17 protein-coding genes and 1 pseudogene are annotated in these 26,003 nt (G+C 44.2%); 13 read left to right on the top strand and 5 right to left on the bottom strand.

Going from position 1 to position 26,003, the window contains the following annotated elements; translation table 11 throughout:
• Positions 1-9: 9 nt before the first annotated feature.
• Together R7P72_RS02160 and tssH are read right to left on the bottom strand one after the other, a co-directional pair.
• Complete coding sequence (locus R7P72_RS02160; protein WP_213906993.1) at positions 10-1,641, bottom strand: sigma-54-dependent Fis family transcriptional regulator; 1,632 nt, start codon at positions 1,639-1,641, stop codon at positions 10-12.
• On the bottom strand, positions 1,628-4,306 hold the full coding sequence (gene tssH / locus R7P72_RS02155) for a type VI secretion system ATPase TssH (protein ID WP_054576207.1): 2,679 nt from the start codon (positions 4,304-4,306) through the stop codon (positions 1,628-1,630). Before tssH ends, R7P72_RS02160 begins: the two co-directional genes overlap by 14 nt.
• 456 nt (positions 4,307-4,762) lie before the next feature.
• On the opposite strand from tssH, the gene R7P72_RS02150 reads away from it, so the two are divergent.
• From R7P72_RS02150 to tssG, 13 genes and pseudogenes are all read left to right on the top strand, one after another.
• The gene (locus tag R7P72_RS02150) at positions 4,763-5,281 is read left to right on the top strand and encodes an Hcp family type VI secretion system effector (RefSeq protein WP_005373415.1); all 519 of its coding nucleotides are present in this window, start codon (positions 4,763-4,765) and stop codon (positions 5,279-5,281) included.
• A gap of 72 nt (positions 5,282-5,353) precedes the next feature.
• Positions 5,354-7,432: a type VI secretion system tip protein VgrG gene (tssI, locus tag R7P72_RS02145; RefSeq protein WP_005373412.1), complete on the top strand. Its 2,079-nt coding sequence runs from the start codon at positions 5,354-5,356 to the stop codon at positions 7,430-7,432.
• A gap of 2 nt (positions 7,433-7,434) precedes the next feature.
• On the top strand, positions 7,435-7,917 hold the full coding sequence (locus R7P72_RS02140) for a hypothetical protein (RefSeq protein WP_005373409.1): 483 nt from the start codon (positions 7,435-7,437) through the stop codon (positions 7,915-7,917).
• Between the two features lie 94 nt (positions 7,918-8,011).
• Positions 8,012-9,331 (top strand): hypothetical protein, encoded by a 1,320-nt coding sequence (locus R7P72_RS02135; protein ID WP_005373407.1) that lies wholly within the window; start codon positions 8,012-8,014, stop codon positions 9,329-9,331.
• Entirely contained in the window at positions 9,312-10,304 is a 993-nt protein-coding gene (locus R7P72_RS02130) for a DUF2169 domain-containing protein (protein ID WP_005373398.1), read from the top strand. Before R7P72_RS02135 ends, R7P72_RS02130 begins: the two co-directional genes overlap by 20 nt.
• A complete protein-coding gene (locus tag R7P72_RS02125; RefSeq protein ID WP_005373388.1) occupies positions 10,297-11,241 on the top strand; it encodes a hypothetical protein in 945 nt (314 codons plus the stop codon). The genes R7P72_RS02130 and R7P72_RS02125 overlap by 8 nt, the downstream gene beginning before the upstream one ends.
• Before the next feature lie 237 nt (positions 11,242-11,478).
• Complete coding sequence (locus tag R7P72_RS02120; protein WP_005373385.1) at positions 11,479-13,479, top strand: serine/threonine protein kinase; 2,001 nt, start codon at positions 11,479-11,481, stop codon at positions 13,477-13,479.
• Positions 13,466-15,040, top strand: coding sequence for a type VI secretion system protein TssA (tssA, locus tag R7P72_RS02115; protein ID WP_005373383.1), 1,575 nt, complete (start codon positions 13,466-13,468; stop codon positions 15,038-15,040). Before R7P72_RS02120 ends, tssA begins: the two co-directional genes overlap by 14 nt.
• A 26-nt stretch (positions 15,041-15,066) precedes the next feature.
• Positions 15,067-15,573 (top strand): type VI secretion system contractile sheath small subunit, encoded by a 507-nt coding sequence (tssB, locus tag R7P72_RS02110; RefSeq protein ID WP_005373381.1) that lies wholly within the window; start codon positions 15,067-15,069, stop codon positions 15,571-15,573.
• Positions 15,574-15,581: 8 nt separating this feature from the next.
• Positions 15,582-17,058: pseudogene (tssC, locus tag R7P72_RS02105) on the top strand (type VI secretion system contractile sheath large subunit).
• A gap of 61 nt (positions 17,059-17,119) precedes the next feature.
• Complete coding sequence (tssE, locus tag R7P72_RS02100) at positions 17,120-17,530, top strand: type VI secretion system baseplate subunit TssE (protein ID WP_005373376.1); 411 nt, start codon at positions 17,120-17,122, stop codon at positions 17,528-17,530.
• Positions 17,531-17,540: 10 nt separating this feature from the next.
• Complete coding sequence (tssF, locus tag R7P72_RS02095) at positions 17,541-19,289, top strand: type VI secretion system baseplate subunit TssF (protein ID WP_005373374.1); 1,749 nt, start codon at positions 17,541-17,543, stop codon at positions 19,287-19,289.
• Positions 19,286-20,284, top strand: coding sequence for a type VI secretion system baseplate subunit TssG (tssG, locus tag R7P72_RS02090; protein ID WP_005373373.1), 999 nt, complete (start codon positions 19,286-19,288; stop codon positions 20,282-20,284). Before tssF ends, tssG begins: the two co-directional genes overlap by 4 nt.
• 54 nt (positions 20,285-20,338) lie before the next feature.
• On the opposite strand, the gene R7P72_RS02085 is transcribed toward tssG, so the two are convergent.
• From R7P72_RS02085 to R7P72_RS02075, 3 genes are read right to left on the bottom strand one after another with little or no spacing between them, the layout of a single operon-like run.
• Complete coding sequence (locus R7P72_RS02085) at positions 20,339-20,791, bottom strand: Lrp/AsnC family transcriptional regulator (RefSeq protein WP_005373369.1); 453 nt, start codon at positions 20,789-20,791, stop codon at positions 20,339-20,341.
• Between the two features lie 31 nt (positions 20,792-20,822).
• A complete protein-coding gene (gene tssM, locus R7P72_RS02080) occupies positions 20,823-24,212 on the bottom strand; it encodes a type VI secretion system membrane subunit TssM (protein WP_213906994.1) in 3,390 nt (1,129 codons plus the stop codon).
• 27 nt (positions 24,213-24,239) lie between these two features.
• Positions 24,240-25,553: a type VI secretion system ImpA family N-terminal domain-containing protein gene (locus R7P72_RS02075; RefSeq protein WP_172563743.1), complete on the bottom strand. Its 1,314-nt coding sequence runs from the start codon at positions 25,551-25,553 to the stop codon at positions 24,240-24,242.
• Positions 25,554-26,003 lie beyond the last annotated feature (450 nt).

Raw genomic sequence — 26,003 nt, 5'->3', positions numbered from 1 at the left:
TAAGCCCCATCAACCCGCTGCAGAAATGTCGTATTTCTTCATCTTGTGGTTGAGTGTGCTCATTGGCAGCGCCAATTGCTCAGCGGCCTTCTTGGTGTGCCAATTGCAGGCATTTAAGCAATCGATGATCACTGTACGCTCGTATTGGCTAACGACGTCTTTAAGGCTCTTTGAAACGTCTTCTAAATCCGCTTGTGCTTGCTGCTCGTAAGCAGGTTGCTCTGGGGTAGGTGAAGCTGCTTTCATGTCGATACTTGGTACATCTTCTGGGATTTGTTCGCCAAACTCAATGTGAGTAATGGTTTCAAAATCGGACAGTAGCACCGAGCGCTCAATGATGTTCTTAAGCTCACGCACGTTCCCTGGGTATTGGTAGGCAAGCAGCTGTTTACGTACGTTGGCACTTAACCCTGGCGCTTGCGGCAAACCTAGCGTGTTGGTGGTGTGTTGCACGAAGTGCTCTGCGAGAGGGAGGATGTCCGACTTGCGTGCTCTTAAAGGTGGCAATGTAATCGGGAAGACATTCAAACGATAGAACAAATCGGCACGGAATCCGCCATCTTTGATTTGCTGCATAAGATTACAGTGGGTTGCGGCGATTACGCGCACGTCCACATCAATCTCTTTGCTGGTGCCGATTGGGCGAACTTTACGTTCTTGTAGCACACGCAGCAATTTAGCCTGCAGTAGCATTGGCATATCACCAATCTCATCCAAAAATAGTGTGCCGCCGTTGGCTGCTTCAAACAAACCGACTTTGTCTTTGTCCGCGCCAGTGAATGAGCCTTTCTTATGGCCAAAGAGTTCTGACTCTAATAACTGCTCTGGGATTGCGGCACAGTTCTGTACGATCAAAGGTTGTTCTGAACGATTAGAGTTTTCGTGAATGTATTTCGCGATCACTTCTTTACCAGCGCCCGTTTCACCACGCAACAGAACGTCGACAGGAAGAGATAGCACCTTATCAAGACGATTCAAGACATTGAGCATTTCTTCGCTCTCTGCAATAGGACCCTGATAGGTTTTTTGGGTACGCTTTTTGAGTTGAGTGTTCTCACGCATTAGGGCGTGATTGTCTGCATTGAGATTTTTAATCACTTGCCCGTATTGCTCTAACCACACAGCTTGGCGAATATTACTCGCGGCCATACGACAAAACTCAGTCAATGCAGCTTCATTGTCGATAACACTTAAATCGAGTAAGACTAACAGTCCAATGGTTTTGCTTTCGCTATCAATCAAAGGCCAAGCCAGTAAGTTCTCGCTTTTTAGCCCTAGCGTCTGTTCTGTTTGATAGATGCTTTCGCAGTCATAGCCGTTGTACTTATACAACTCGTTAATCAACACCACTTCACCATTACGAATGGCAAAGTTAAATGGATCGTTCTCACTAGCGGAATCAATCTGCAATGCCTCCCAAGGGTGGGAAACAATCGTTTTATCGTTATGGTGAGCGGTACTTGGAATCAACGCCTGGCCAGTCTGGTCCAAAACATAAATGATGCCGTGCTTTGCGAGGGTCATTTGTCTCGCAGCGGTCAACACAGCATCCAAGGTTTGGGTAAGCTGGCTGCGATCAGCCAAAGACTGACTGATCGCAAGTAGGGCGTTACTAAGTTCGCTATGGTTAGCTGAACGCATAGGTTAGTGTTCCTTGCTCATCGACAGACACTTCGATTTGCGTATGTGAATCATCCTTGTCATGCACTAATAGCTGAGTCGATAGTTGCGGCAGCAACTGACGGTTGATGACCGCGTCGATGTTACGCGCGCCCGTTTCAGCAAGGCGACAGTTACCTAGTACGAACTCAACCAAGCTGTCTTCGTAGCTTAGCGACAACTTGTGATGGCTCTGTAGACGCTGAGAAACTTTGTTCAGCTTGTGGTGAATAATTTCTGTCATTGCTTCATCAGACAGCGGAACAAATGGTAGTACTGACATACGTGCCAACAGCGCTGGTTTGAAATGTTGGTTCAATGTAGGGCGAATAGCTTCTGCGATGATGTTTGCATCGATGTCTTTTGATTGATGAACCAAAGATTCAATCTCGTGTGTTGCAAGGTTACTGGTCATGATGATCAGCGTGTTCTTGAAGTCGATGGTTCGGCCTTCGCCGTCGTTCAGCGTGCCTTTGTCGAACACTTGGTAGAACAGGTTCAACACTTCAGGGTCGGCTTTTTCCACTTCATCAAGAAGAACAACAGAATATGGACGTTGACGAACCGCTTCTGTCAGCATGCCGCCTTCGCCGTAACCTACGTAACCCGGAGGTGAACCAATTAGGCGAGATACCGTGTGCTTCTCTTGGAACTCAGACATGTTAATGGTCGTCATAAAGCGCTCACCACCAAACATTTGATCAGCAATTGCACGAGCAGTTTCGGTTTTACCCACGCCACTTGGGCCAACCAGCAGGAATACGCCTGTTGGTGCGTCTGGGTTGCCTAAGCCTGCTTTTGCGGTTTGAATGCCTTCAGACAGTGCATCGATAGCGTATTCTTGGCCTTTGATGCTTTGTGTTAGGCTTTCTTTCAGTTTTAGCGTGGTTTCTGCTTCGTCTTGAAGCATCTTACCCATTGGAATACCAGTCCAGTCCGAGATCACATGGCTGACTTCATCTGGGCCCACTTCAAAGTGAACCAGTGGGTTGCCATTGCGGATTACATCTAGCTGTTCTTGGCAGCCCGAAATTGCAATGCGAACGGCTTCTTCATCCATTTCTGCATATGGAGAAACGTCTTGCTCTTGTTCTGAATCTTCGTCTGCAACAAGCTCTTCTTCGTTTGTTTCGCCAAAGACCAGTTCATGTAAGCGAGAGCGTAGAGCAATCATCTCTTGGATCTGCTCTTTTTCTTTGTGCCATTGCGCTTCTTGTTCTGCTAGCTCTTCTTTCGTTGTTTCCATTGCCAGTTTTAGGTCTGGAATGTTAGCAAGGCTGTGCTTGTCGCCAGTTTGCTGCAGAGCATCACGCTCAAGTGCTTCAAGCTCGCGCTGTTGAGCTGCAAGTTCTTGCTGCAGAGTCTCAACAGAAGCAGGAATGGCATTAAGGCTGATGTTCACTCGTGCACACGCCGTATCTAGTACATCGATCGCTTTGTCTGGCAGTTGACGGCCAGAGATGTAACGAGCAGAAAGTGCTGCCGCAGCAGTGATAGCATCGTCACGCACGTAAACGTTATGTGACTTCTCGTATGCTGGGCGCAGACCACGAATGATCAATGCTGCTTGCTCAGGAGACGGTTCGTCGAGTTTCACCAATTGGAAACGACGCGCAAGAGCAGGATCTTTCTCGAAGTACTTCTTGTATTCCGACCATGTTGTCGCAGCGATGGTTTTCACTTCACCACGCGCTAGGGCTGGTTTTAGCAAGTTTGCCGCGTCGCTGCCGCCCGCTTGGTTACCACCGCCAACAAGGGTGTGTGCTTCATCGATGAAAAGAATGATAGGGGTTGGCGAGTTTTTCACTTCATCCAATACTGCGTTTAGGCGTTTTTCGAATTCGCCTTTTACGCTTGCACCAGCTTGCAGAAGACCCATGTCCAGGCCGTAAAGCTCAACACCTTTGAGGTTGTCTGGTACGTCACCTTGTACAATCTTAAGTGCCAAGCCTTCTACTACTGCGGTTTTACCAACGCCCGGTTCACCAACAGCAATAGGGTTGTTTTTACGGCGACGAGCAAGGATGTCCACGATTTGGCGGATTTCTTGGTCGCGGCAGAAAACAGGGTCGATTTCGCCTTTGCGTGCTTTACCAGTGAAGTCGGTTGTGAACTTGCTCAGTGCTGAACCATCTTCACGAGCTTGTGTTTTTTCTGAAGTAGCAACTTGCGCCTCAATAGAGTGGCTTGTTAGCTCTGCAAAGTTACGCTTAAGGCTGTCAGGGTTTACCGCTTCAAGGATAGAGGCGTAACCATGTTGGCCGTAACGGAGAGGGTTGCTAACAAGAGTAAGGAGCAGGGCACCAGAGCGGATTTGTGTTTCGGATAGATCTAAAGAAGAAACCAGCCAACTTTCTTGCAACCATTCGATTAATAAAGCAGAAAAAACAGGTTTGCTGCCATTTCCTTTGGCGTTGGTGTCGAGTGTGGATCGAACCGATTGTCTTAATAAGTTCTCAGAACAATCAAAATGACTCAATAAGACGTCAAAATCACTATTTGGCCTTTCTAATAGACTCAGTAAATAATGCTCAATTTGAACTTCGTTTGCTTTTTCAGAGACTGCAAGTGCAGCGGCGTCTTCTAATGCTACTTTTGCAATCGGGTGTAGACGCTGAATTAATGAAGAAAGGTTTATATTTATCATAGCCATTTTATTCTTTAGAGGAAAAGAGGTAGCGGCTATTATACTAAAAGTAATTGCGTTCTTTTTTTATCAAGATATTTTGACTATCGTTTGTTGGTTATTTTTAATGATTATTGTGACATTAATGTTTGTGGTTATTTTAATGGCGTTGTTATTCTAAATTAATTGATAGTAAAAGTGTCGGATTTATTAGTTTTAATGACTTTATTTACACGGTTTTATATGGTTATTTTCACTTTTTAAAGTTAGAACAATTTATTATTATCTTAATCCAACTTTTTGGTTTTTTATCCAATAAATTGTACTCAATATATTAGTGAACAATGCCTGGTATTACTTAAGTTGTTGTTTTTGTTTGATTTTTAAAGTTGGCACGGACTTTGATTATACCAACTAGTCGCGGTGATAAGCGATTTGGTGATTTAAACAAAACAGATTTTAGAAAAGGAAATAGCGATGCCAACTCCAGCATATATGTCTATCCAAGGTGAGACTCAAGGCCATATTACTAAAGATACTTACTCTGCAGATTCAGTAGGTAACACATGGCAAGAAGCTCACGTTGATGAGTTCCTAGTACAAGAACTTGATCACGTGCTAACAGTTCCACGTGATCCACAAAGTGGTCAGCCAACTGGTCAACGTGTACACCGTCCACTTGTTGTAACTAAAGTTCAAGATCGCTCATCTCCACTACTATTCAACGCACTAGTATCTGGCGAAAAACTTCCTGAGTGTGTGATCCGCTTCTACCGCACTTCAGTTCAAGGTAAACAAGAGCACTACTACTCAATCAAATTGATTGATGCGCTACTTGTCGATATCCAAACTCGTATGAACCACTGTCAAGACGCAGCAACAGCTGACCGCGTGACAGAAGAAGTGCTTAAGTTCACTTACCGTGCGATCGAAGTAACTCACGAAAACTGTGGTACTGCGGGTAACGACGACTGGCGTGCTCCACGCGAAGCTTAATTGCTCGTCGCGTAAAGATTCAGGGCCAACGATTGTTGGCCCTAATTCGATTATTTGTATCAGGTAAAAGATATGGTGAATGACGTAGAATTTAAATTTGAAGTGCCTGGATGTGGGCATGAATTTCGGGTCGAGAGCTTTCATGTTCATGAAGAGTTATCTAAGCCTTTCCACATCAATCTCTCATTACTTTCACTTGATCCAGATATCTCGTTCGATGAGTTAATACGTAAAGCAGGAACATTGACACTTTACGGACAAGGTGTTGGGGCTGCGCGTGTGTTCAACGGCGTGGTGAATGAAGTTCGTTACTTAGGGACTGGGCGTCGTTTTTCTCGTTATCAATTAGTCTTGGTTCCTCAAGCTTGGTTCTTATCTCAGCGCCAAGATTGTCGTATTTTCCAGCAAAAGTCAGCGCAAGACATCATCACAGAAGTACTCGATGATGGGGCAGTCACCGATTACCGATTTGAAGTGTCGGGTACTTATCCTCCAAAAGAATACGTTCTGCAATACCGTGAGTCTGACTTGCACTTCGTGCAGCGTATGATGGCTGAACACGGTATGTGGTATTACTTTGACCATAGCGATTCAAATCATACGATGGTCATTGTCGACAGTAATGACGCGATTGCACCTTTGATAAGCTCGCCACTAAATGCTTCTTACATTGGGCCGATTGTTTATCATGCCGATGGTGGCGGTGTTGCCGATCGCGAACATATCTCTGATCTCGAGTTAGTTAACCGCGTTAGAACGGGACAGGTTACGTACACAGATTACAACTACGAACACCCTAAAATTCCACAAGAGATGACACAGGCTGGCGAGCTAGACCAAGATCTCAAGCAGTTTGATTATCCTGGACGATACGTCGACCCGCTGATGGGGCAGGTGAGAACCACGGAGTGGATGTCGGAACACATAGTCGATAATCAACAAGTGGAAGCAACGAGTGACGTAATGCGCTTAGCATCTGGTTACAGCTTTAACGTCAGTGACCACCCGCGTTCTGAGATTAACCGTGATTACCTTATGTTGTCTGTAATGCACACAGGTCAAGATCCGCAAGTGCATGAAGATGAAGCGAGTGGTATGCCAACTACTTACTACAACCAGTTCTCATGTATTCCACGTGATGTGGTATTTAAAGCGCCTAAACTAGCAGCACCAGTGGTTGATGGCCCTCAAACGGCGGTTGTTGTAGGACCAGAAGGTGAAGAGATTTACACCGACAAGCTTGGTCGAGTGAAAGTACAGTTCCATTGGGATCGCTACGGTGATAACAACGAGCATTCAAGCTGTTGGATTCGTGTAAGCCAATCCATGGCGGCGCCAACATGGGGCGCAGTTTATTTGCCGCGTATTGGCCACGAAGTCGTAGTAACTTTCCTTGAGGGGGATCCAGATCGTCCGTTAGTTACGGGCGCAGTTTACAACGGTTTGCATTTCCCACCTTACTCTTTGCCAGAAAACAAAACTCGTACCACGTTCCGCACGCAAACGCACAAAGGAACAGGTTACAACGAGTTGAGTTTTGAAGACGAAGCGAACCAAGAAGAAGTCTATATTCACGCTCAAAAAGACATGTCGACCAAGGTGCTCAACAACCGTTACCGTGATATCGGTCAAGATGAATTCTTGAAGGTTGCACGTCACCAAACGAATGAAGTTCATGGTGACCATAAAGAAACCATTCATGGGCATAAAACGACACAGGTAAACAGTACGTTTACCGAGACAGTCGAGCAAGACGTTACCGTCACATACAACGCGAACGAAGCCCAGTATGTGAAAAACAATTCTGACTTAGAAATTGGTGATAACCGTACGACTAAGATCGGTAAAAATGATGACTTAGATATAGGCGAAAACAGTAACCTTACTATCGGTGCGTCTAAGAGTTCAGATATTGGTGCGGATGATAACCAGACGGTTGGTGGCAACTTAACGGTATCAGTGAAAGGGAACACCGCTTATAAAGCTGATGGTGCAACGCAAATTATCAGTGGCGACAAGATTGTATTGAAAACGGGTGGCTCCTCTTTAGTGATGAACAGTGATGGTTCAATAAAGTTATCAGGCTCGGCTATTACGATCGAAGGCAGTGACAAAGTCGTCGTGAAAGGTGGCAACGTAGTGGTTAACTAACAATGGAAAAACAACCTCTTACAACAGAAGTAATATCAGAGCAGCAAGCCGAATCAACGGCTTGCTTTTCGCGTTTTGGAAGAATAGTGGCTATCAATGAGTCTATGGGCAGTGTGCGAGTTGATTTTGATGGTAACCCATTTAAGCAGCCACTCACTGCGAGACTAGGACGTGGCTTTCGTCGTTCTGAACTGCAAATGGCTATCGATAATCGATTAAGTTGTCGAGTTGAGTTTTTGAACGACGACTTAAGCTTGCCTCTTGTGACGGACATTCTCTTCTCCATTCTGGATGACTCTGACGAGTTTGTATTGCGAGCGAAGAAGATGGTTATCGAGACAGAACAAGAGTTGGTAGTCAAAAGTGGTGAGACAGAAACTCGCTATAGCGGGCGCGATGGACGAATTACCACTAAAGCAAAGTATGTCACTTCTCAAGCAGAAAAAGCACAAAAAATTCAAGGCGGAACGATCGCAATTAACTAATTACCTAGCATTAGCTAATTTACGTCGAGTTAGCTAATTACTTTGTATTAACTAATTGCAATCGCGTTATGGCACGCTAATAACGGATAACTAGATGCGACAAAGAATCGGTGTTGAGCACCTAAAGGCACCCATAACCAATCAAGAAGTCGAAGGCGCGTTAGCAAAAGCTGAGCGCGCTGTGAATGACCTTTCCCAGTTGCCAGTAACATGGCTGGATTTCTGTAATGAAAAGCTGTCCATTGCTTCTGAAAGTATCGGGTTTTTAATCAGGCAGCGAGTTCAAATTCACAAAAGGGGTTATCCAAGTCGTGAGTTGGAGTATCTCAAACTTATTGAACGTCAAATTGAAGAGCTCAAGCAGGTCTACTTGTCGTTTTATCGATTAGCACCGGGCTTGATTCATCAATTAAGAGGCCAAGAGCCAGAAATCTACAGCTGGCTGATGCTGCAGGGCGAGTTGGGCTCAGAGTTGGATAACCTTTTGTGCGGCTTGATTTTACTCGAAGATATTGACGCTAAAACCGCAATGGTCATTGCCGTACAATCTCCGGTTGAATCTATGGATAGCACGCTTTCGGAGCTTATTGAGGGTAATGCGACATCCAGTGCGTTTTACTTTGAATGCTTACGTGTACGTCAAACATTAAGTGTTTCTCTCATCAAGCGCTGGCACAAAGCCAGCATCATTAGCTCTCATGTTGCTTTGCCACTGCTCGCTTTACAAGACGTGAAAGAGGGGATTGATTGGCTCAATGACAATGCAGGCAGCGAACAATATCTATTTGAACGTTTGATTACCAAACGTGACAGAGGCACTTGGTTCCGTCAGTGCTTTGGCATCGAACCAAATGGATTACCATCAGCGCAAGTGCTCACTTATGCCAAGTTGCTTGAGTTAAAAGAGTTTGAGGCGTTTGATATCTCTTCTTCATTAGCACCTGTTGATTTTGCGCTGAGTGGTGATTGGAAACTGGTGCCCCAAATCATCGAGCACTTGGAAAGTTTGGAGGAAGCTGAAGGTGAAATTTGGCTTCATGCCTTGTATGTCGTCTACGGAAAGCTTCTTCCTCTGACTCCCCAAGATGTTGGTGTCGAGTATGAATGGGAAGAGATCGTCGATCTGCTCAATGAGTGGGTGGAAGATGAAAAATATATCCAAAATCTACCAAGCCGCTTGGGTTACGCATTGAGCTTCGAGTCTACGTTAGCTGCGATGCAAGATTCTAACGTTGATGTGCTGTTCCGCGACTGGCTATGGCGCCAAATCTGTATTCAATCCAGAGCCTACGTGCCTTGGGATATGGCAATGCCGATTCATCAACAAGACTGGAACTTTAACAATTTAAAGGCCGCACCTTCTGCGAGCGAACGATTCAACTTAAGGAATAGCAATGCAGTTATGGGATATTGAGGCGCACCCTGAGCTATCACTTAAAGGTCGTTTTCAACGTGACGAAAACGGCGATGAAGTGTGGGTTGTGGTCGCTAAACGTACTTGGCAATTCGATGGTGTGGTTTGGCACGAATTAGGTGAAAGTGAAATCTTTGATGATCCCCAATATTTGGGCGAAGAAGGTTTCTCTGCGATGAAAGTTGACCACGAGTTTGCGTATACCAAAGACAACACAGATGTGCTTGTTTACGGCAAAGCGCGCAGCTACGCGAAAAAGCCAGTGACATACCAAGAGTGTCGTGTGTTGATTGATGGTCATATCGATAAGACTCTCGCTATTCACGGGGATCGCGTATGGGTTGAGCATGCTGGCAGTATCACGCTGAGCAATCCAGTCCCATTTATTGAAAAAGACATTGATTACACTTGCGCGGTAGGCGGTGATTTACGTAACCGGATAGGTGGTGGGGTTGCCGACTCCAACAAAGAATTGCTTGAACAGAAAGTACCCTCGGTTTTTTATCCCCGAGAGGACTGGAGTGCCGCCGCGAAAAAACTACGCGTTGCGGGGTTCGGGCCAGTACCTCCGTTCTTTGAGGTGCGCCAGAAGCTGGCCGGCACGTTCGATGACGATTGGATTGAGAACCGCAAGCCAATGTTGCCACTCGATTTTGATAAGCGGTTCTTCCAAAGCGCGCCTATTGATCAACAGAGCAAAGGCTTCCTTCGTGGGGGGGAGCGTTTGATGATGAGTGGCTTTTGTCATGATGACACGCTTTCATTTCGAATTCCTAAAGAAAAATACCGTGCGATCGCGACGTTCAAAGATCAAAGTTATCAAGCTGATATGGCGATGTACACCTTATTCGTTGATGCGGAAAAGAAAACTATATCAATCAGTTACACCGCTGCGTTTCCTTGTCAGGGCAAGGAGCATTTGTTGGTGTCGACATCGATCACTAAGTTGGAAGAGGTAAGCGAGCATGCATAATTCAACAGGCCGTTACGTGCTAGGGATGGAAGTGATGACGCCAACCGGTATGAATTTAGATATTGCTAGTGCAGTTTCGTATGCTGATTTAGGAAGATTCGACCAATGTTTAGGGGATGATGGTATCGAGCGTTTTACTTACGCCAAAATCGAATACACCAAAGAAAGTGAGCAGTTTGCGAAAACGTGTGAGTTAATCACCCACTTGCTTGATTCATTGTTAGCACAGTTACCACGTTCATTGAGACCAATACCTTTGCTTATAGCGGTGCCTGCGTCTGTTTCACTAGTAAAGGTGCAAGAATGGCTTGGTGAAAGTAACTATGCTGAATTTCTCTCTGTGGTGAATGCTGTTCATGCCAGTGGGCCCAGTTTCGTTCTCCAGGCCATGAAATCATTGGATAAATATGATGCTATGATGTGTATCAGTGTCGATTCCTTGGTGAGTTCGATGCAAACACTCATCGACGATGCGATGGTAATGAGTACCAATAATCCATGGGGCGTTATTCCGAGCGAGGGTGGGGCGGGTTTAATTCTTTGTCGAAAAAACACCGTAGAAACATTGAAACTTAAGCCTCAAGCGCAGCTTGGCTACATTGATACGGAATTAAACACTTCAGACCGAAGAGGCATGTTTCGACTTGTTCAACGTGCGAGTAAAAAGCTTGATTCATTTGGTGAAGTGTATTCCGATATGACGAACCTGCGCATGCATTCGGAAGATTACGGTTTTGCTCTGGGGGCTAAAGCAGAACGATTCACGAACCCAGAACAACCGCAGCTTATCAATGAGTTGTGGGGCACAATGGGCAGTTGTTCTTCTCTCGCTTTAATTGCCTTTGCGGTCAGAGAGCACCACTTTAAGCAACCAACTACGTTGTTAATGTTCGACTTTCATGGTGACAAAGGAGTTCTCCAATTACTGCAATGTTAGCGGGCACTCATCGATCAAATGGCAATGAAAATATACTCATATTATTAGGTTGAAGTTTGTAACACGAAAAAGCGTATAACTCATGCAGTGAAAGCGTAAGTAAAAAGGTCTAATAAGTTAGTAATAATAACTAAAATAATAGGCTTACTGTTTGTTTTAAATACCAACCTTGATACAAGTACGTTCAAGAAAATATTATTCAACTCTAATAATATTTATTCTATGAAAGAGTACTAAGTGTCTAATAATCAGAGTACAGCCAAAGGATATATCGATCAGTTGGTTGTTAAAGCTATTGAGAAAAAGAAACTGAATGAGCAAAGGCTAGCAGAAAAAAATAAGCCGAAGCTTGAGTACGTGCTTTTTTCACAGTTTGATGTATTAGACAAGCTTCCTTCTAAAAATGGTAAGACAACGGTTTACCATCTTGCAAAAAAAGGGCAGCCAGAGAAGCAAATCTGTTGCAAAGTTATCAATGATGACTCGCCAGAATTTGCGAGCAAAATGTTGATTAACGAAGCGAGCAGGCTGGAGCTTTCTCAACACCCTAGCGTGGCTAACTTTGTAAAAATCGGCAACGAATTCGAACGCCCATATTTGATGTACGAGTGGATCCAAGGTGAGTCACTGGCAGAAAAAATGGAGCGTCATTCTTCTAAAGGCTTCCGCCACGACCACATCGCTTGGTTGGTGTATCAACTCGCTGGCGCTCTAGAGTTTATGCATACAAGAGGTATCTGCCATCTTGATATTAAACCATCTAACGTATTAGTGAGTGAAGGCGATTACGTTAAGCTCATTGATTTCGGCGCTGCTCGTTACATTGGAGAGACAGAACCTTACGCAGAAGCAAGCTTGAGCTACGCTTCCCCTCTTTATATAGAAACTGGCATCGCGGAACCGCAAGATGATGTTTACTCTCTCGCTTTGCTCGCTGGACATCTATTTTTAGGCTCAATATTTGGTGATGCTTGGAATAAGCAGTTAAAAGACCGAAAGCGTCCAGCTTTGATCCCGGTTCATATTTGGAAATTGCTGAAAGAAGTCATCAACAAACCAAGAGGGCATGGCTATACCGCTATTTCTTTTGCTCAACAGTTAGCGCGAATCGATACGCAATCAATTAGCTCAAATTCTAACGCACCAATTTTCAGTAGCTTGCGTAACGCGGATTTGCTGCTTACACACTGTAAGCCAAATGATAAAACGGCGTATGGTCGCTTTAAAATATTAGAGGCGAGCTTAGTGTTGAGTGTGCTGGCAACAGCAGGAAGTTATTTGTATCAACAGAATAAAGATCAATTGGATGCCATTTTTTCCCGAGGTGTCACTACTGTAACTCACGTTATTACGCCCTCTGAAACGGCTTCTTTTTTGGCTCAGCCTCCATGGAAAATCAAAGAAGAATTGTCTCAAGCTACTCAGAGTATTGATATGACAGAAGCTTATCGAACAGCATATCAAGCTCAGCAGTTAAGCCTCTCGAATTTATATGAAGAAAAACAGGCTCAGTTAACGTCGTATCAATCGTTAGCGGATGGCTTACCAATGGCATTAGTCGAATTACGTAAGGAGCTTGTCACCTTGCGAGAAACCCTTGTTCGTGACGGTGCCCTGTTTCCATATGCAGATGAGGCGTTGACTAAAGTGATGTCTGGGTTAAATGTCGCGTCTATCGATTCCATGAGAGTATCTGCCATAGCTGGCAGTCGAGATAAGCAGATTGCTCGCTTAATTTTAGATGGTGAAGCTAAGCTCGCAGAAAATGAAATGAAAGAGGCATGGTTGTTAAACCAGTCACAAGCCTATTTCTACAACCAAATCTTACCAAAGGCTGTGATGGAAAATATTAATGACTCCATCGATAAACATGCAGAGGCGCACTTTTACACCAAAGCAATTGAAGAAGCTGAATTAGCCAAAGCCTACTTCGGGAATACGCCAGAACTAGACAAAAAAATAAAAGATTTAATCGTCGCAAGAAGCGAATTTATTTTGTTTAGCACCGTGATGGAGCAATCCGTTTACGACAAACAAAAGCTACATGAATCCCTTGCCGATTTAGAACGGAATGCACCAAGTAAATTTACAGAAATCACGAAAATTCTAGATAGCATGGCGTCGGATGCGATAGAGCAGAGCCATCGATTATCTAAGCCAGCAAATGGCGCAATTGCGGTAGCGCGTGCGTTGAGAGATTACTTGACTGAAGGAGACGTGAATTTTGTCCAACATTGATATCGATCGTCTGCTTAATCCTATTTCTGATGAATCTCCAGTGGGTAACGATGCCCGTTACGAGTTTTGCTATGAAATGATGGAATCCGAAGTGAAGAAATTCGGTTCCTTGTTTGGCGAAACAGTAGATTGGAGCGTGGTAAAAACGCACGCGACTGAAGTTCTAGAGCACCACAGTAAAGACTTAAAAGCCATTTGTTACCTCGTTCGCGCGCTAACAGAAGAGTTTGGTCTGCAAGGCTTTGAACAAGGTCTGAAGCTGCTTAGTGAGGCGTTAAGTCGCTTTGGCGTTGAATTGTATCCTTCCCGAAAGCGGGGTCGAGATGGCGCGGTCGAATGGTTGAACCATCAGTTTAAACTGGTCAGCAGCAAGTTAGCGGAAAGTGCTCAGTCATGGGATTTGGTATCAAACTGCATTTCGACTATTGAAGAAGTGCAGCGTCAGTACGACGAGGTTTATCAAGACTCAGAAGCGGATTTCTTTGAGATTCGCACTCAACTCAATGTTTTATCTCAACAAGCGGCGGCTGATGAGCAGAGCGATGATGCAGTCGTTAACGTTGAACAAGCGGCGCCTGCACCAGCTACGCAGTCTGCTGCCGAAGAAACGCCAGCGCAGAATGAAGTGCAAACCGCACCGGTGAAGGCGGTTCCGCCGGCCCCTAAACCTGCGCCAGTTAAGAAAGCGGTAGCAAAAGAAGTCGATGTCGATACGGACTTCTCTTCGCCTACGGCTTCTAAGCGCACCTTGAAGAAGGTTGCGGAAGTCATGCTTCATGCGAACCCAAGTGATCCGCTGGCTTACCGGATTTATCGTCATCTGACTTGGGATGACATTGATGGTCTACCCGACCACCAAAATAATCAAACGCCTTTGAGCTTGGCAGTGTCGTCCGATCAACAAGCGGAATACCGAGATAAAGCTGAACAAGAAAGCGACATCGACACCATTAAGCGTTTGGAGCGCACATTAACGGATGCGCCGTTTTGGCTGACGGGCCATTACTTCGTGTATTCGATGCTTAATAACTTGGGCTTTGATGATGCAGCGCTTGCTGTGAAACAAGAAGTGACGCGTTTTGTTGAATCGCTAGAGGGCATCGAGCACCTCTCATTTAAGAATTCTATACCATTTGCAGATGAAGCGACCTTGAGCTGGTTATCGACTCAAGATACTACTTCTTCGACTTCTCAACCCGTTGTTCAAACGGTTGTGATTTCGCAGGAAGACTCGCTGCCAATGGAGGATATCACTCTAGAAAATCTAGGGGAATGTGCCGCAGAGCTTGCCCGCAAACTTGAGCTGGATAGCTCGGGACGTGGGCAGTTCATGCTGTATTTGCAATTGATAGCAGCTTACCAGTCTGTTGGATTATACCCTTTGTGTTTGCCGTATCTTGAGAAGGGGTGGGAAGTACAAAAAGCGTTTAATCTCGCGAGCTGGGAACCCCACTTATCGTCACAGTTAGAAGACCTAATTCGAAAAACACTCCATCGGTTATTTGGAAGCAAGGATCTTCTACCTGAGAAGTATGAAGAGTGGAAAGCAATTTACGACTAATTAAAGAGTTAGATAAGGAACGAATTATGTCACGTGACGGCTCGGTGGCTCCTAAAGAGCGAATTAATATCCGTTATGTTCCAGCAACTGGCGATACGCAAGAAGACGTAGAGCTGCCGCTAAGCATGATGGTAGTTGGCGACTTTACTGCGCGTGCAGATGAGACACCAATTGAAGAACGTACTCCAATTAACATCGACAAAGACAACTTTAACGAAGTGCTAGAGGGCATGTCTCCAAACGTTAAAGTCAACGTTGAAAACCGTCTTTCTGATGAAGAAGGCGGCCAGATTGGTGTTGATCTGACGTTCCAAAATATGAAGGACTTCTCTCCTGAAGCGATCGCGAAAAGTGTACCTGAACTAAACAGCCTACTTGAGCTTCGCGAAGCCTTGGTTGCACTGAAAGGTCCTCTAGGAAATGTTCCTGCGTTCCGTAAGAAGATCGCATCGGTTCTTCAAGATGAAGAAGCGAGAAAGAAACTGTTGGATGAACTAAGCATTGGCAACGACCAAGACGCGAAAGAAGAGTAAGGGATATCATGTCTGCAGAAGCACAAGCGCCAGAACAAGAAGCAGCCTTAGTTGAATCAGGCTCACTTCTGGATAGCATTCTTAACGAAACACGTTTAAAGCCAAGTGATGAAGGTTTTGACGTTGCAAAACGCGGCGTAGAAGCATTCATCAGTGAGCTACTAAGTAGTTCGAACACAGAGAAAGTCGACCAATCTCTGGTTGATCTGATGATCTCTGAAATCGACCAAAAATTGTCTAAGCAAGTTGATGCAATTCTTCACAACGAAGAAGTTCAAGCGATTGAATCAACGTGGCGTGGCCTTAAGTACCTGGTTGATCACACTGACTTCCGCGAGAACATTCAAATCGAACTGATCTCTGCAAAGAAAGACGAAGTTCTTGATGACTTCGAAGACGCGCCAGAGGTGGTGAAGTCTGGCCTGTACAAGCAAATCTACACACGTGAATACGGCCAGTTCGGTGGTAAACCTGTTGGCGCCGTCATTTGTGATTACGCTATGTCAGCTTCGTCGCCTGACATCAAACTGATGGAATATATGGCGAACGTAGGTGCAATGTCTCACGCACCATTCATCACGTCGGCATCGGCTAAATTCTTTGGTCTAGACAGCTACGAAGAGCTGCCAAACCTAAAAGATCTTAAGTCTGTATTCGAAGGTCCACAGTACGCGAAATGGCGTGGTCTGCGTGAGCACGAAGATGCACGTTACCTAGGTCTATGTACATCTCGCTTTATGCTACGTACGCCTTACTCTGTTGAAGATAACCCAATTAAGGCGTTTGACTACGATGAGCAAGTGACAGACAGCCATGATAACTACCTATGGGGTAACTCAGCGTACGCGATGGCGTCTAAGATCAGTGAATCATTTGCTAAGTACCGTTGGTGTCCGAACATTATTGGTCCTCAAAGCGGTGGTACTGTACAAGATCTACCGGTTTACAACTTTGAAGCTATGGGTCAAATCGAGACTAAGATCCCAACCGAGATCCTGGTTTCTGACCGTCGTGAGTATGAGCTAGCAGAAGAAGGTTTCATTGCGCTAACCATGCGTAAAGGTTCTGACAACGCGGCGTTCTTCTCTGCAAACTCTGTTCAAAAACCAAAAGTGTTTGCGAACACGCCTGAAGGCAAACAAGCCGAGATGAACTACAAGCTAGGTACTCAGCTTCCTTACATGTTCATTATCAACCGTTTAGCGCACTACATAAAAGTTCTACAGCGTGAGCAAATTTGGTTCTTGGAAAGAGCGTTCTGACCTAGAAATCGAATTGAACAAGTGGATCCGTCAATACGTTTCTGACCAGGAGAACCCGCCAGCGGAAGTCCGTGGTCGTCGTCCACTTCGCGCTGCGAAGGTAGAGGTATCAGACGTAGAAGGCGATCCAGGTTGGTACAAAGTATCGATGTCTGTACGTCCTCACTTCAAGTACATGGGCGCAAGCTTCGACTTGTCTCTAGTTGGTAAGCTAGACCAATAACCCATTACTGAAACCATCAAGCAGCCAGTGAAGACTGGCTGCTTTTTTCGTAGGACCGCATATGGAAAAAGGTTACCGTCTTTTAGAGCGGATCGAGCTAGGAGAACCAAAAAACTGCTACGAGAAAGTGGTGTCTCATAAGCATTTGATTGAATCCATTCACTCGCATCTCGCTGACTTGTTGAATACGCATTCCGGCAACGCAATGATCGACAATGAGTATGGTCTGCCAGATTTTAACGACGTACTTTCTAACAACACAAACCTCGTTCGCCATATTCAAAAAAACATTACGTCAACCATAGAACGCTTTGAGCCCCGATTGCTTAATGTCGAGGTTCATTACCGTGAAGATCACCATAATCCATTACAACTCGGCTTTGGTATTCGCGGCGAAGTTTCCCATAACGGCGGTAAAGTCCCAATGTCGATCGATGTCTACATGGGAACCGACGGCCAATTTAACGTTTAGTAGGTGCCACTTGAGTAACAGTAAATACTTTCAAGATGAACTCACGTATTTACGCGAGTCGGGTAGTGAGTTTGCCAAATATCATCCGAAGTTAACTCACTTTCTCTCTGAAGGAACTTTTGATCCAGATGTCGAACGATTGCTGGAGGGTTTTGCTTTTTTGACCGGACGCATCCGCGAAAAGATTGACGATGAACTTCCTGAGCTAACGCAATCTCTGATGACTTTGCTGTGGCCACATTACATGCGTTCGATTCCGTCTTTGTGTATTAGCGAACTAAAACCGCATACCGGAAGTGTTACTGAGAAAACCGTGGTGAAACGTGGTGCGGAAATGGCCAGCGAGCAGGTAGAAGGCACGCAGTGTTTGTTCCGTACTTGTTATGACGTCAATCTATACCCAATTACGATTACTAACATCGAACAAACTAACAGCCGCACCAGCTCGATGATTGATGTGACGTTATCGACGGAGCATGGCCTTGAGCTGTCTCGGATAGGTTTAGACACGCTGCGATTGCACCTGCATGGTGAGATTCATATTACTCGCACTGTCTTCTTATGGCTGTTCCGTTATCTAGATCACGTCGAGCTGGATGTTGGTGGCGGCTACAAACATCGTTTAGGGCCAGAATACGTTAAGCCAGTCGGGCATGAAGAGGACGAGGCGCTGTTGCCTTACAGCAAAAATTCCTTTGCAGGCTACCGTTTGCTGCAAGAATTCTTCTCTTTGCCAGATAAGTTCATGTTCTTCGACATCAAGGGCTTAGAGTGGCTAAAAGGCATTCCGCAACGCAGCACGGTCAAAATCAAATTCCACTTTAAGCGTGCTTTGCCTTCAGAAGTGGTACTTAAAGATAAACACTTAAGGTTGCACTGCACACCTGCGGTTAACTTGTTTGAAAAAGACGGCGATCCAATCCGCTTAGAGCATCGACGAAACGAGTACAAGGTGCGTCCACAAAGTAACACTCAGGAGCATTACGAGGTTTATTCCATTGAGCAAGTGGAGAGCTGGAGTAAAGACGAGCGTCGCCGAAAACCACTGATTGAATTTGAATCGTTTGAGCACCAAATCAACCAGCGTGATAAGCGAGAATTCTACAAATCCAAAGTGGGCGAGCGAGTAAGCGGAAGAGGGTTAGAGCGCTATATCTCATTCCATACTCACAATGGCGACATCGCGGATTTAGGGACTGAAACAGTATTGATGAAACTGCAATGCAGTAACGCAGACTTAGCGGAGCGCCTGTCAGTAGGAGACATCACTTACGCGACGCACAAATCGCCAACGTATGCGACGTTTAAAAACATTACTAAGCCAACACAGTCAGTAAGTCCTCAGGTTAATGGTGAACTTCAATGGCAGTTGATTGCCAACATGTCGCTCAACTACTTGTCTTTGGCCAATATCGATGTGTTGAAAGTGTTGCTCTCGACTTACGACTTCCACTCTCGAATCGATAGACAAGCCCACCGCGCGTCGATTCATCGACTTGATGGCATTATTTCTTCAGAGATGAAACCAATCGATCGCGTATTTCGTGGTGTATCTGTGCGTGGTAACCAATTCAAGCTCGTGACGGACTCTAAGTTCTTCGTAAATGAAGGCGATATGTTCCTTATGGCCACGGTATTGAATGAATTTATCCGTTTGTATTCGAGTGTGAACTCCTTTACCGAACTAGAGGTGTTCGATGAAGCGACGGGCGAGGTTTACAACTGGGCAAGCCTAATCGGGCAGCAGACGATACTATGATTAATACACTTTCTGATAAGTCGAATGAGTTTAGTTTCTACCAAGCAGTGTTGCTGTTAGAGAAACACTACCAGCTGGAGCCAAACTCAAATTTTGTTGCCGTGGGCGAGAACAAATACTTCCATCAAGAGCGAATTGAGTTCAGCGTGTCGCCAAACCTGTGCTTTCCAAAGAGTGATATGGACTTTATTACTCATATGGAAAGAAACGGACAGCAATATTCACGTATTGAGACGAACTTTCTTGGCTTGCATGGTTCAAGCTCGCCCCTGCCTGCGTCTTACACTGAGAAACTCGTCGGTCGTGATCCCGATGATAACCCAGTGAAGGATTTCTTCGACTTTTTCCACAACCGCTATACAAGCTTACTGTATCGTGTTTGGAAGAAATACCGATATCACGTGCAGTACAAAAGCGGGGCAAGCGATGCTTTTTCTGGGCGCATACTGCATTTGGCTGGTCTTTCTAGCGTTATGCAAGATTGTGAAGTAGCGGAGTTAGATCGAGCGAAAGTTCTGTCTTACGTGAACCAGTTATCTACGCGTACACGCTCACCCAAGCTTATTTCCGGTATTGTTTCGCACTACTTTTCGCTGCCGAATGTGCGAATCGAAGAATGGGTTTATAGACGCGTAGAAATCGCTGAAAGCCAGCGTAACAAACTCAATCGTTCCAATTGTGTATTGGGGCAAAGCTTACACTTGGGACAAAGCATTGCGGATTTGAACGGCAAGTTTAACTTGTGTATCGACAACATTGATTTTGAAACGTTTAAGCAGTTTTCCTACGATGGTGAGTTACATAAGACGCTGGTGGGCTTGATGCGCTTTATTCTGCGTGACCCAATGTCGTGGGACCTAAAGTTGACAGTTAACCTCGACAGTATTCCAGAAAACAAACTGGGTAATGGAGAAGGGAACCAACTAGGTCAAACGTTCTGGCTTGGCAACCCAGGTGATAAAGACGCCAAAATTCGACTTATCGGAAGCATATAAGAAAGCCGCTCAACGAGCGGCCCTTTATGTTTTCCTCAAAGAGGTCAGAAAAGCTTAACGACTGATCGGCTGGTGCAGTACAACGGTAGTATCAAGCCTTTGAATGCCGTTAAATGATTCAATTTCATTACAAAGATGATGAATAGACTGCAGGTCGGGCGCTTCAATTAGGGCAATAATATCAAAGTTGCCACCAACAACGCTCGTTAAGCGAACCTCAGGGATTTCTTTAAGTGCATTCGTTACATCATTCTTCTTACCCTTTTCACAAGAGATCAGTAGATAACTAGCGGCTTTTCGCCCTTCATTTTCTACACGAATCTGTGCGGTATAGCCTTTGATAATACCGGTCTTTTCTAAACGATTAATTCTTTCTGCTACTGCTGTTCGAGACAAACCAATGTTTCGGGATAGATTCGCAATCGACTCTCGCCCATTCGACAATAGACTTGAAAGTATTTTTCGATCTAATTTATCTAAACCTTGTAAAGTCATGTTTGAAATCATGTGTTCTGCCTATTTTGTTTTTATATTGTTATTAAATCGACTCTGGGAGCGTAAAGTTATACAGCTCAGCAAGAGTGAATGGGTTTTTCTGTGTCAACGGAGTGATGCGTAAGCTCAAGTCCCTCCCTGACACTTTTATGTCACTGACAAAGCTGCCGTTATGAGTGTTTGTCAAGGTCGAGTCACCTAGCAATCTGTATATCGCCCATTGACCACTCTTATTTAAAACGTGCTGTCTGCCTTCATCGGTTACATCCTGGAGTGTGATACTAATATTGAAGTCACCATTTTGCGGTGGCCATGCCATTTCACGAATGCGGCTTGGACCGTGGTAGTAACTTATATTGGTATCTGCAATTTTTAAGCTCGCTCTAATCGCACTAGAATCAAGATCGAGTACTCTTGCACTAAACGGAATATGAACGCGGTTAGTGCTTTTATTAATTAATGTGTCTCGAATAACGTTATAGTTACGCAGTTGCACTAACAGAGCCGGAGAGATTGGCATCGTCTCGCCATCCACCTGTTTGGGCGTCCATAAATTGGTATCGTAGAACGGTGCAAAATTTTTCTGAATAAATGTGTCTAACAAGCCACCTGAAGCAAACAGTAATTCAAAATCTTCAATTGAGATTTCCTCGGTCGCTGTTAGATCAAATGGGTATCGTCCCAGCCCTATCTCTTTAAACTTGGTGTAAATCTCGCTGTACCATTGGGTTTGAATGCCTTTAGCGGACTCTTTAATCATGACTGACCAGCTTTGTTGAACCACATCTAACAACCAGCTACGAACGGGTTCCGGTGATTTTTGGGCAATCTGTTTAAGTTTGATTAATGGGTCAGCTTCACTGCTGTTCATTCGATGCTGAGCTGCCGCTAGCGCCGCCATTTGCGGGTCAGGTGCATCAGCGATGTCTTTCATATATGTGCGAACACGGCTTAACGCTGTTACGGTCTCATCCCAAGGAGTAGGGGAGTTTGGTGTTTCACTGACCTGAAGTTGGTTTAATAAGTGAAAAGCTTGTTCAACACGTTTCATCAACAAGTAATCAGGCTTAACTACTTCCTCTACTGCGTCTGATGCGGAGTCTGCCGCTGCCACGAGTTTCGGGTCTAGTTTTGAAATCAGAGCATTTTTTTCACCAACGGGTGAAAATTGTGTGTTGGCATAGACCTGTTTCAGTACGGTTGTCATTGGTGAAGAAGGGCCCGAGATTAAGTCTATCGCGTTCGTTAGATCGCCGACATTGTCATAGTTCTGGACTTTTAGTTCACTCAGCGCATTGCGCCAATTACTGATGTAGTCATCAGTGTATTTTTTACGTACTTCCTCTTTGAAGGCTTCTTGTTCTTCACTAGTAGGAATAACGTGTTGTGACAGACCTAAAACCCAGTTGTCACTGATGACTTGTTGTGACATTAGGTCCACGCGTGGTCGATAAAAAGTGCTAAAACCAGTGGAGGTATAGATCTTATCTACGATCAAGCGTTCGCTATCGATTGGTGTGTTGAATACATTGCTAAACTCAAAACCCACAGCTCGTTGCAGATCTAGGGTTCCTAAATCAATCGAATTTGCTTCGTTTAAAATGCCTGCATAAACGAGATCAACATTCGAATTTGCTAGCAATGAGCGACGTGTTGCGCGAACAAGATCCATATTGATATCAATTGGCTCAAACTGCGTGCGAAAGTAAGCGTCCAAATAGCGCATCGCCTGATTGACGACGTCACTTTGGTTGCTCAAGTCGTTCATCATTTGGAGAGTTTGATGACGCAAAAAACGGGTATCACGCTTTGTTGGATCGTTTAGCATTAGATACCCCTTCAATAGAGGTAAAGCGCGTGTAAAAGTGTTTTGATTTTGTGTCAGTTGTAGACGGTAACCTTTCTCAATGAGAGGTATCAACTGTTGAGCAACGTCCTTAAGTAATGCTTCGTATGCGATGCGAGTGCTTTGATCCAAACGGCTAATGTTGAGTGGTAATATCTCTTCATCCAAAGCCTTAGAACCTTTAAGCCACGCCCCATAAGAAGGCTCTATTGCTTTCGTCGCCTTCGCTAAAAGCTCTTTGAATCTTGCATCTTGCTCCACTTGTGATTTGTCATCGATACTCAAGAGTTGATTCATCACATGTAAGTTACTGTCTAATGTCGTGAAAAAGAAGTAACTGCCCCCAGTAAGCAGGATAATAGAGCCGAGTATTGCCAAACGGCTTTGTCTCTGAATTAGACGAAGATACGTCTTGTTTTCGCCCGCAAAGTCGCTTTCCGGCAATATTTGTGAATCAATCAGAAAGCGAGAGAAATAAGGCGTTTCTGTTAACTGAGTATGCTCTGACGCGATAATAGGTAAGTTGAAGTAATTACTACAACTTTTTGCAAGTAAATTGTACTTGCGACCGCCTTGCAGACTCGAACTAAAGAAAATCTCACGGATGTCTAGTGAATAGACACCGTTGTTAACATCACATAGACGCTCAAGCACATAGCTGACCTCAGACTGACATAGCTCAAACTGCTTAGGAAAAGCGAGTATTGCTTGTTTCTCATCAATGTCCGTTGAATTAGCGGATGCATCTAGCGCATTACTTTCAAGCACTCTCACTAGATTTCGATAGCTATCGCGGTAGTACTCTGCAAATACACCTTTGGCTTCTTTTAGTGGGATAGAGAGGAACTCAACACGTGTCTTGAGAGAGCTAAAGTGCATGTATTCTTTAAAGCCATCTAACTTGTCTAGCTTTGACATAATCAAATAGATTGGCAATGCCGAAGACGTTTTAGAGTTGATGGTACTCAAGCGCGCCAATAACGACGAAATGGTGTACTCTTTTTGCTCTGGCTCAGAGACGATCATGAACTCGAAATCGGTGAAGAATAGACAGCCTGAAAATGGCTTTCGAGGTCGATGATGAATAACTTCTTCAATGAACGTATTCCATAAAGAAGCATCACTGCTTGATACTTCCTGGAACACTAAGCGTTGGTCTGGTTTGATGTATACAGCGCTGTCAGATTCGTACCATTCAAAAAAGTCATTCTTAGCGGTTCTAGTGCGATCCATCGGTTTGATTGCACTAGAATTAAATAAAAATTGACGTCGCCCTGACCCTTTATTACCAAGCATCAGGTAAATTGGTTTCTTGCCTGAGTTAGCAAGAAGAGGCTGGATAACCATAGAAAGTGCTTCTTCCTCGGTTTCCAAATGTTGAGCTTTAGCGTTGTTCTTTTTCTTCAACCATAATGTGAATTGAAAAGTGACGTAAACAATGGCGATAGCACCAAGGGTCAGCCAAAGATAAAGTTGATCGATTTCGTCAAGAAAAAGCAGATAAATAGTGGTGATAATTGCAGCCACTAAAAACATCAATATAGTAGAAATCACCACTGGATTTCTAAACAGTTTTTGTTTGAACATAAGCCTAAAACTTCTTTAATTGTATTGTTATTTATTGTCAGTTTTTTCAGCTTGTAGCTGACTCAATTTATATAGGTAGATGTTCAGTAAAAGGGTTGCGCGGTCAATTTCCTTTTGCTGTGAATACTTTTCAGCGTATTCAATACGACCTAAAAGCGGGAATAACGAGTTACTGTATTCGTACGCCTTTTCAGAGTTCTTATCTACATTCTGTCTAGCTACGTTGGCAAACACCGTTCTTGCGTCTGAGAATCGCTTATAAACATCCATAAACTGGTCTTCTAAATGGGCGCTCTGTGTCAAAAAGTTCTGACGTAGTTGCTGTGCAGAAGACGAATCCGGATAGATCGCGATTAATTCATTGGTCAAGCTATCGAGCTCGCTGACGTTACTTACTTTTGCCGAGTCTAAAAACCAGTTATTCATCATAATATCGACACGATTAATGGCCTGCGTTTTCAATGACTGAGCATATTTTTTATTTTCGTAATCTAACGAGGCGACCAAATTTACAAGTTCATTAAGTGAAGCTTGATTAATTTTTTGTTCCAATGTTCGATAACGTTGTTGCTCGTACATGAAATGTGAACATATCGCAGTAACAATCAAACCAATAACGAAGTAGATCATAAATCGACCAGACTTTGCCGGTGATGCTTTCTCTTGGCTATTTAGGTTGGGTGGTGACACCGGTGCTGGAGAGGGAGACACATTCACTTTAATTTCAGGTGCCTTCTGCGTTGCTGCAGGAGCGCTAGTGTTGGCTTGTTTTTTCTCGCGTAACTCAGCCGCAATCTGTTGTTCTTTTATCTGCTCAATCCATTGATTCAAAATACGGCGAATGCGACCTAATGACGGCGCTTCAATACCGTAATGAAGACGAAGCTCTTCCTCAATCCTCAAGCATAACTGATGTGCTGCCTCTATCAATGGAAGCTCTTCTGGTAACGCTCGATGCTTATTAATTCGTTTTTCAGTATGCTCTACCATCCATTCAATAGCGCTCATTCGTGCCTTTGACTTTGAATGCTCTGGATACGCGTTGAACCAATATACGACACACACATCAAGTATTGAGTTTAACCCTTCAACAAGGCCTCTTAAGCCGTCGTTATAGGTTGACGCAACGGTAAAGTAACAGCAACAACGTAGGTCTTTCGCTTGGGTACTCAAGATCTTTTTTGAGAGTGTTTGAACCGTTTTCCACGAGACTCTCCCTGTGACTTTATTCAGGTTGTTTATTTGACGTTTAATTTCGTCAAAATCCTCAGAACCATTAGGATTAGAGCCGCTTGGGTTATTTTCATCGATTGGTCTTCGAGCGAAGTCGGTAAAAAACATAAGGAAAGTTCCAACTGATCATATAGAAGTATTAAGTTATATAGGATTTCACTACTGTTATATTAAATTATAAGCAGTGCACATCTGCCGCAATTCTATAGACAAAATAAGCGGATTAGATAATAAAAATTCATTAAAAGAAATTAAATTACTTTTAGTGTGATCTTTGTTCATAATATTAATATCAATAGTTAAGTCTATTTATAAGAAGAAACTTATATATGAAGATGAGAACGTTGATTAAAAAGTAACTAAATTGTTATCGGAGATTACGGTTTGTTCAATTAGCAATCAAATTCTGTGACTTCTATTTAAATAGAAAGATTTACTGTCTCGTCACTTAATCTGTAGTCGGTTCTTTAGTTTTTGTTTGTAGGTAAAACAACCAACCTGATAGTTGAAATGTATTAAATTATAGGTGTTTTTTTAGGCTTATTGAAAAAGAGAATA

It is taken from the genome of Vibrio sp. Vb0888 (assembly GCF_033338835.1).
GTDB classification, from domain to species: domain Bacteria; phylum Pseudomonadota; class Gammaproteobacteria; order Enterobacterales; family Vibrionaceae; genus Vibrio; species Vibrio alginolyticus.
Note: the sequence above shows the minus strand (reverse complement) of the source record. Positions and strands in the feature narration are given on the sequence as shown.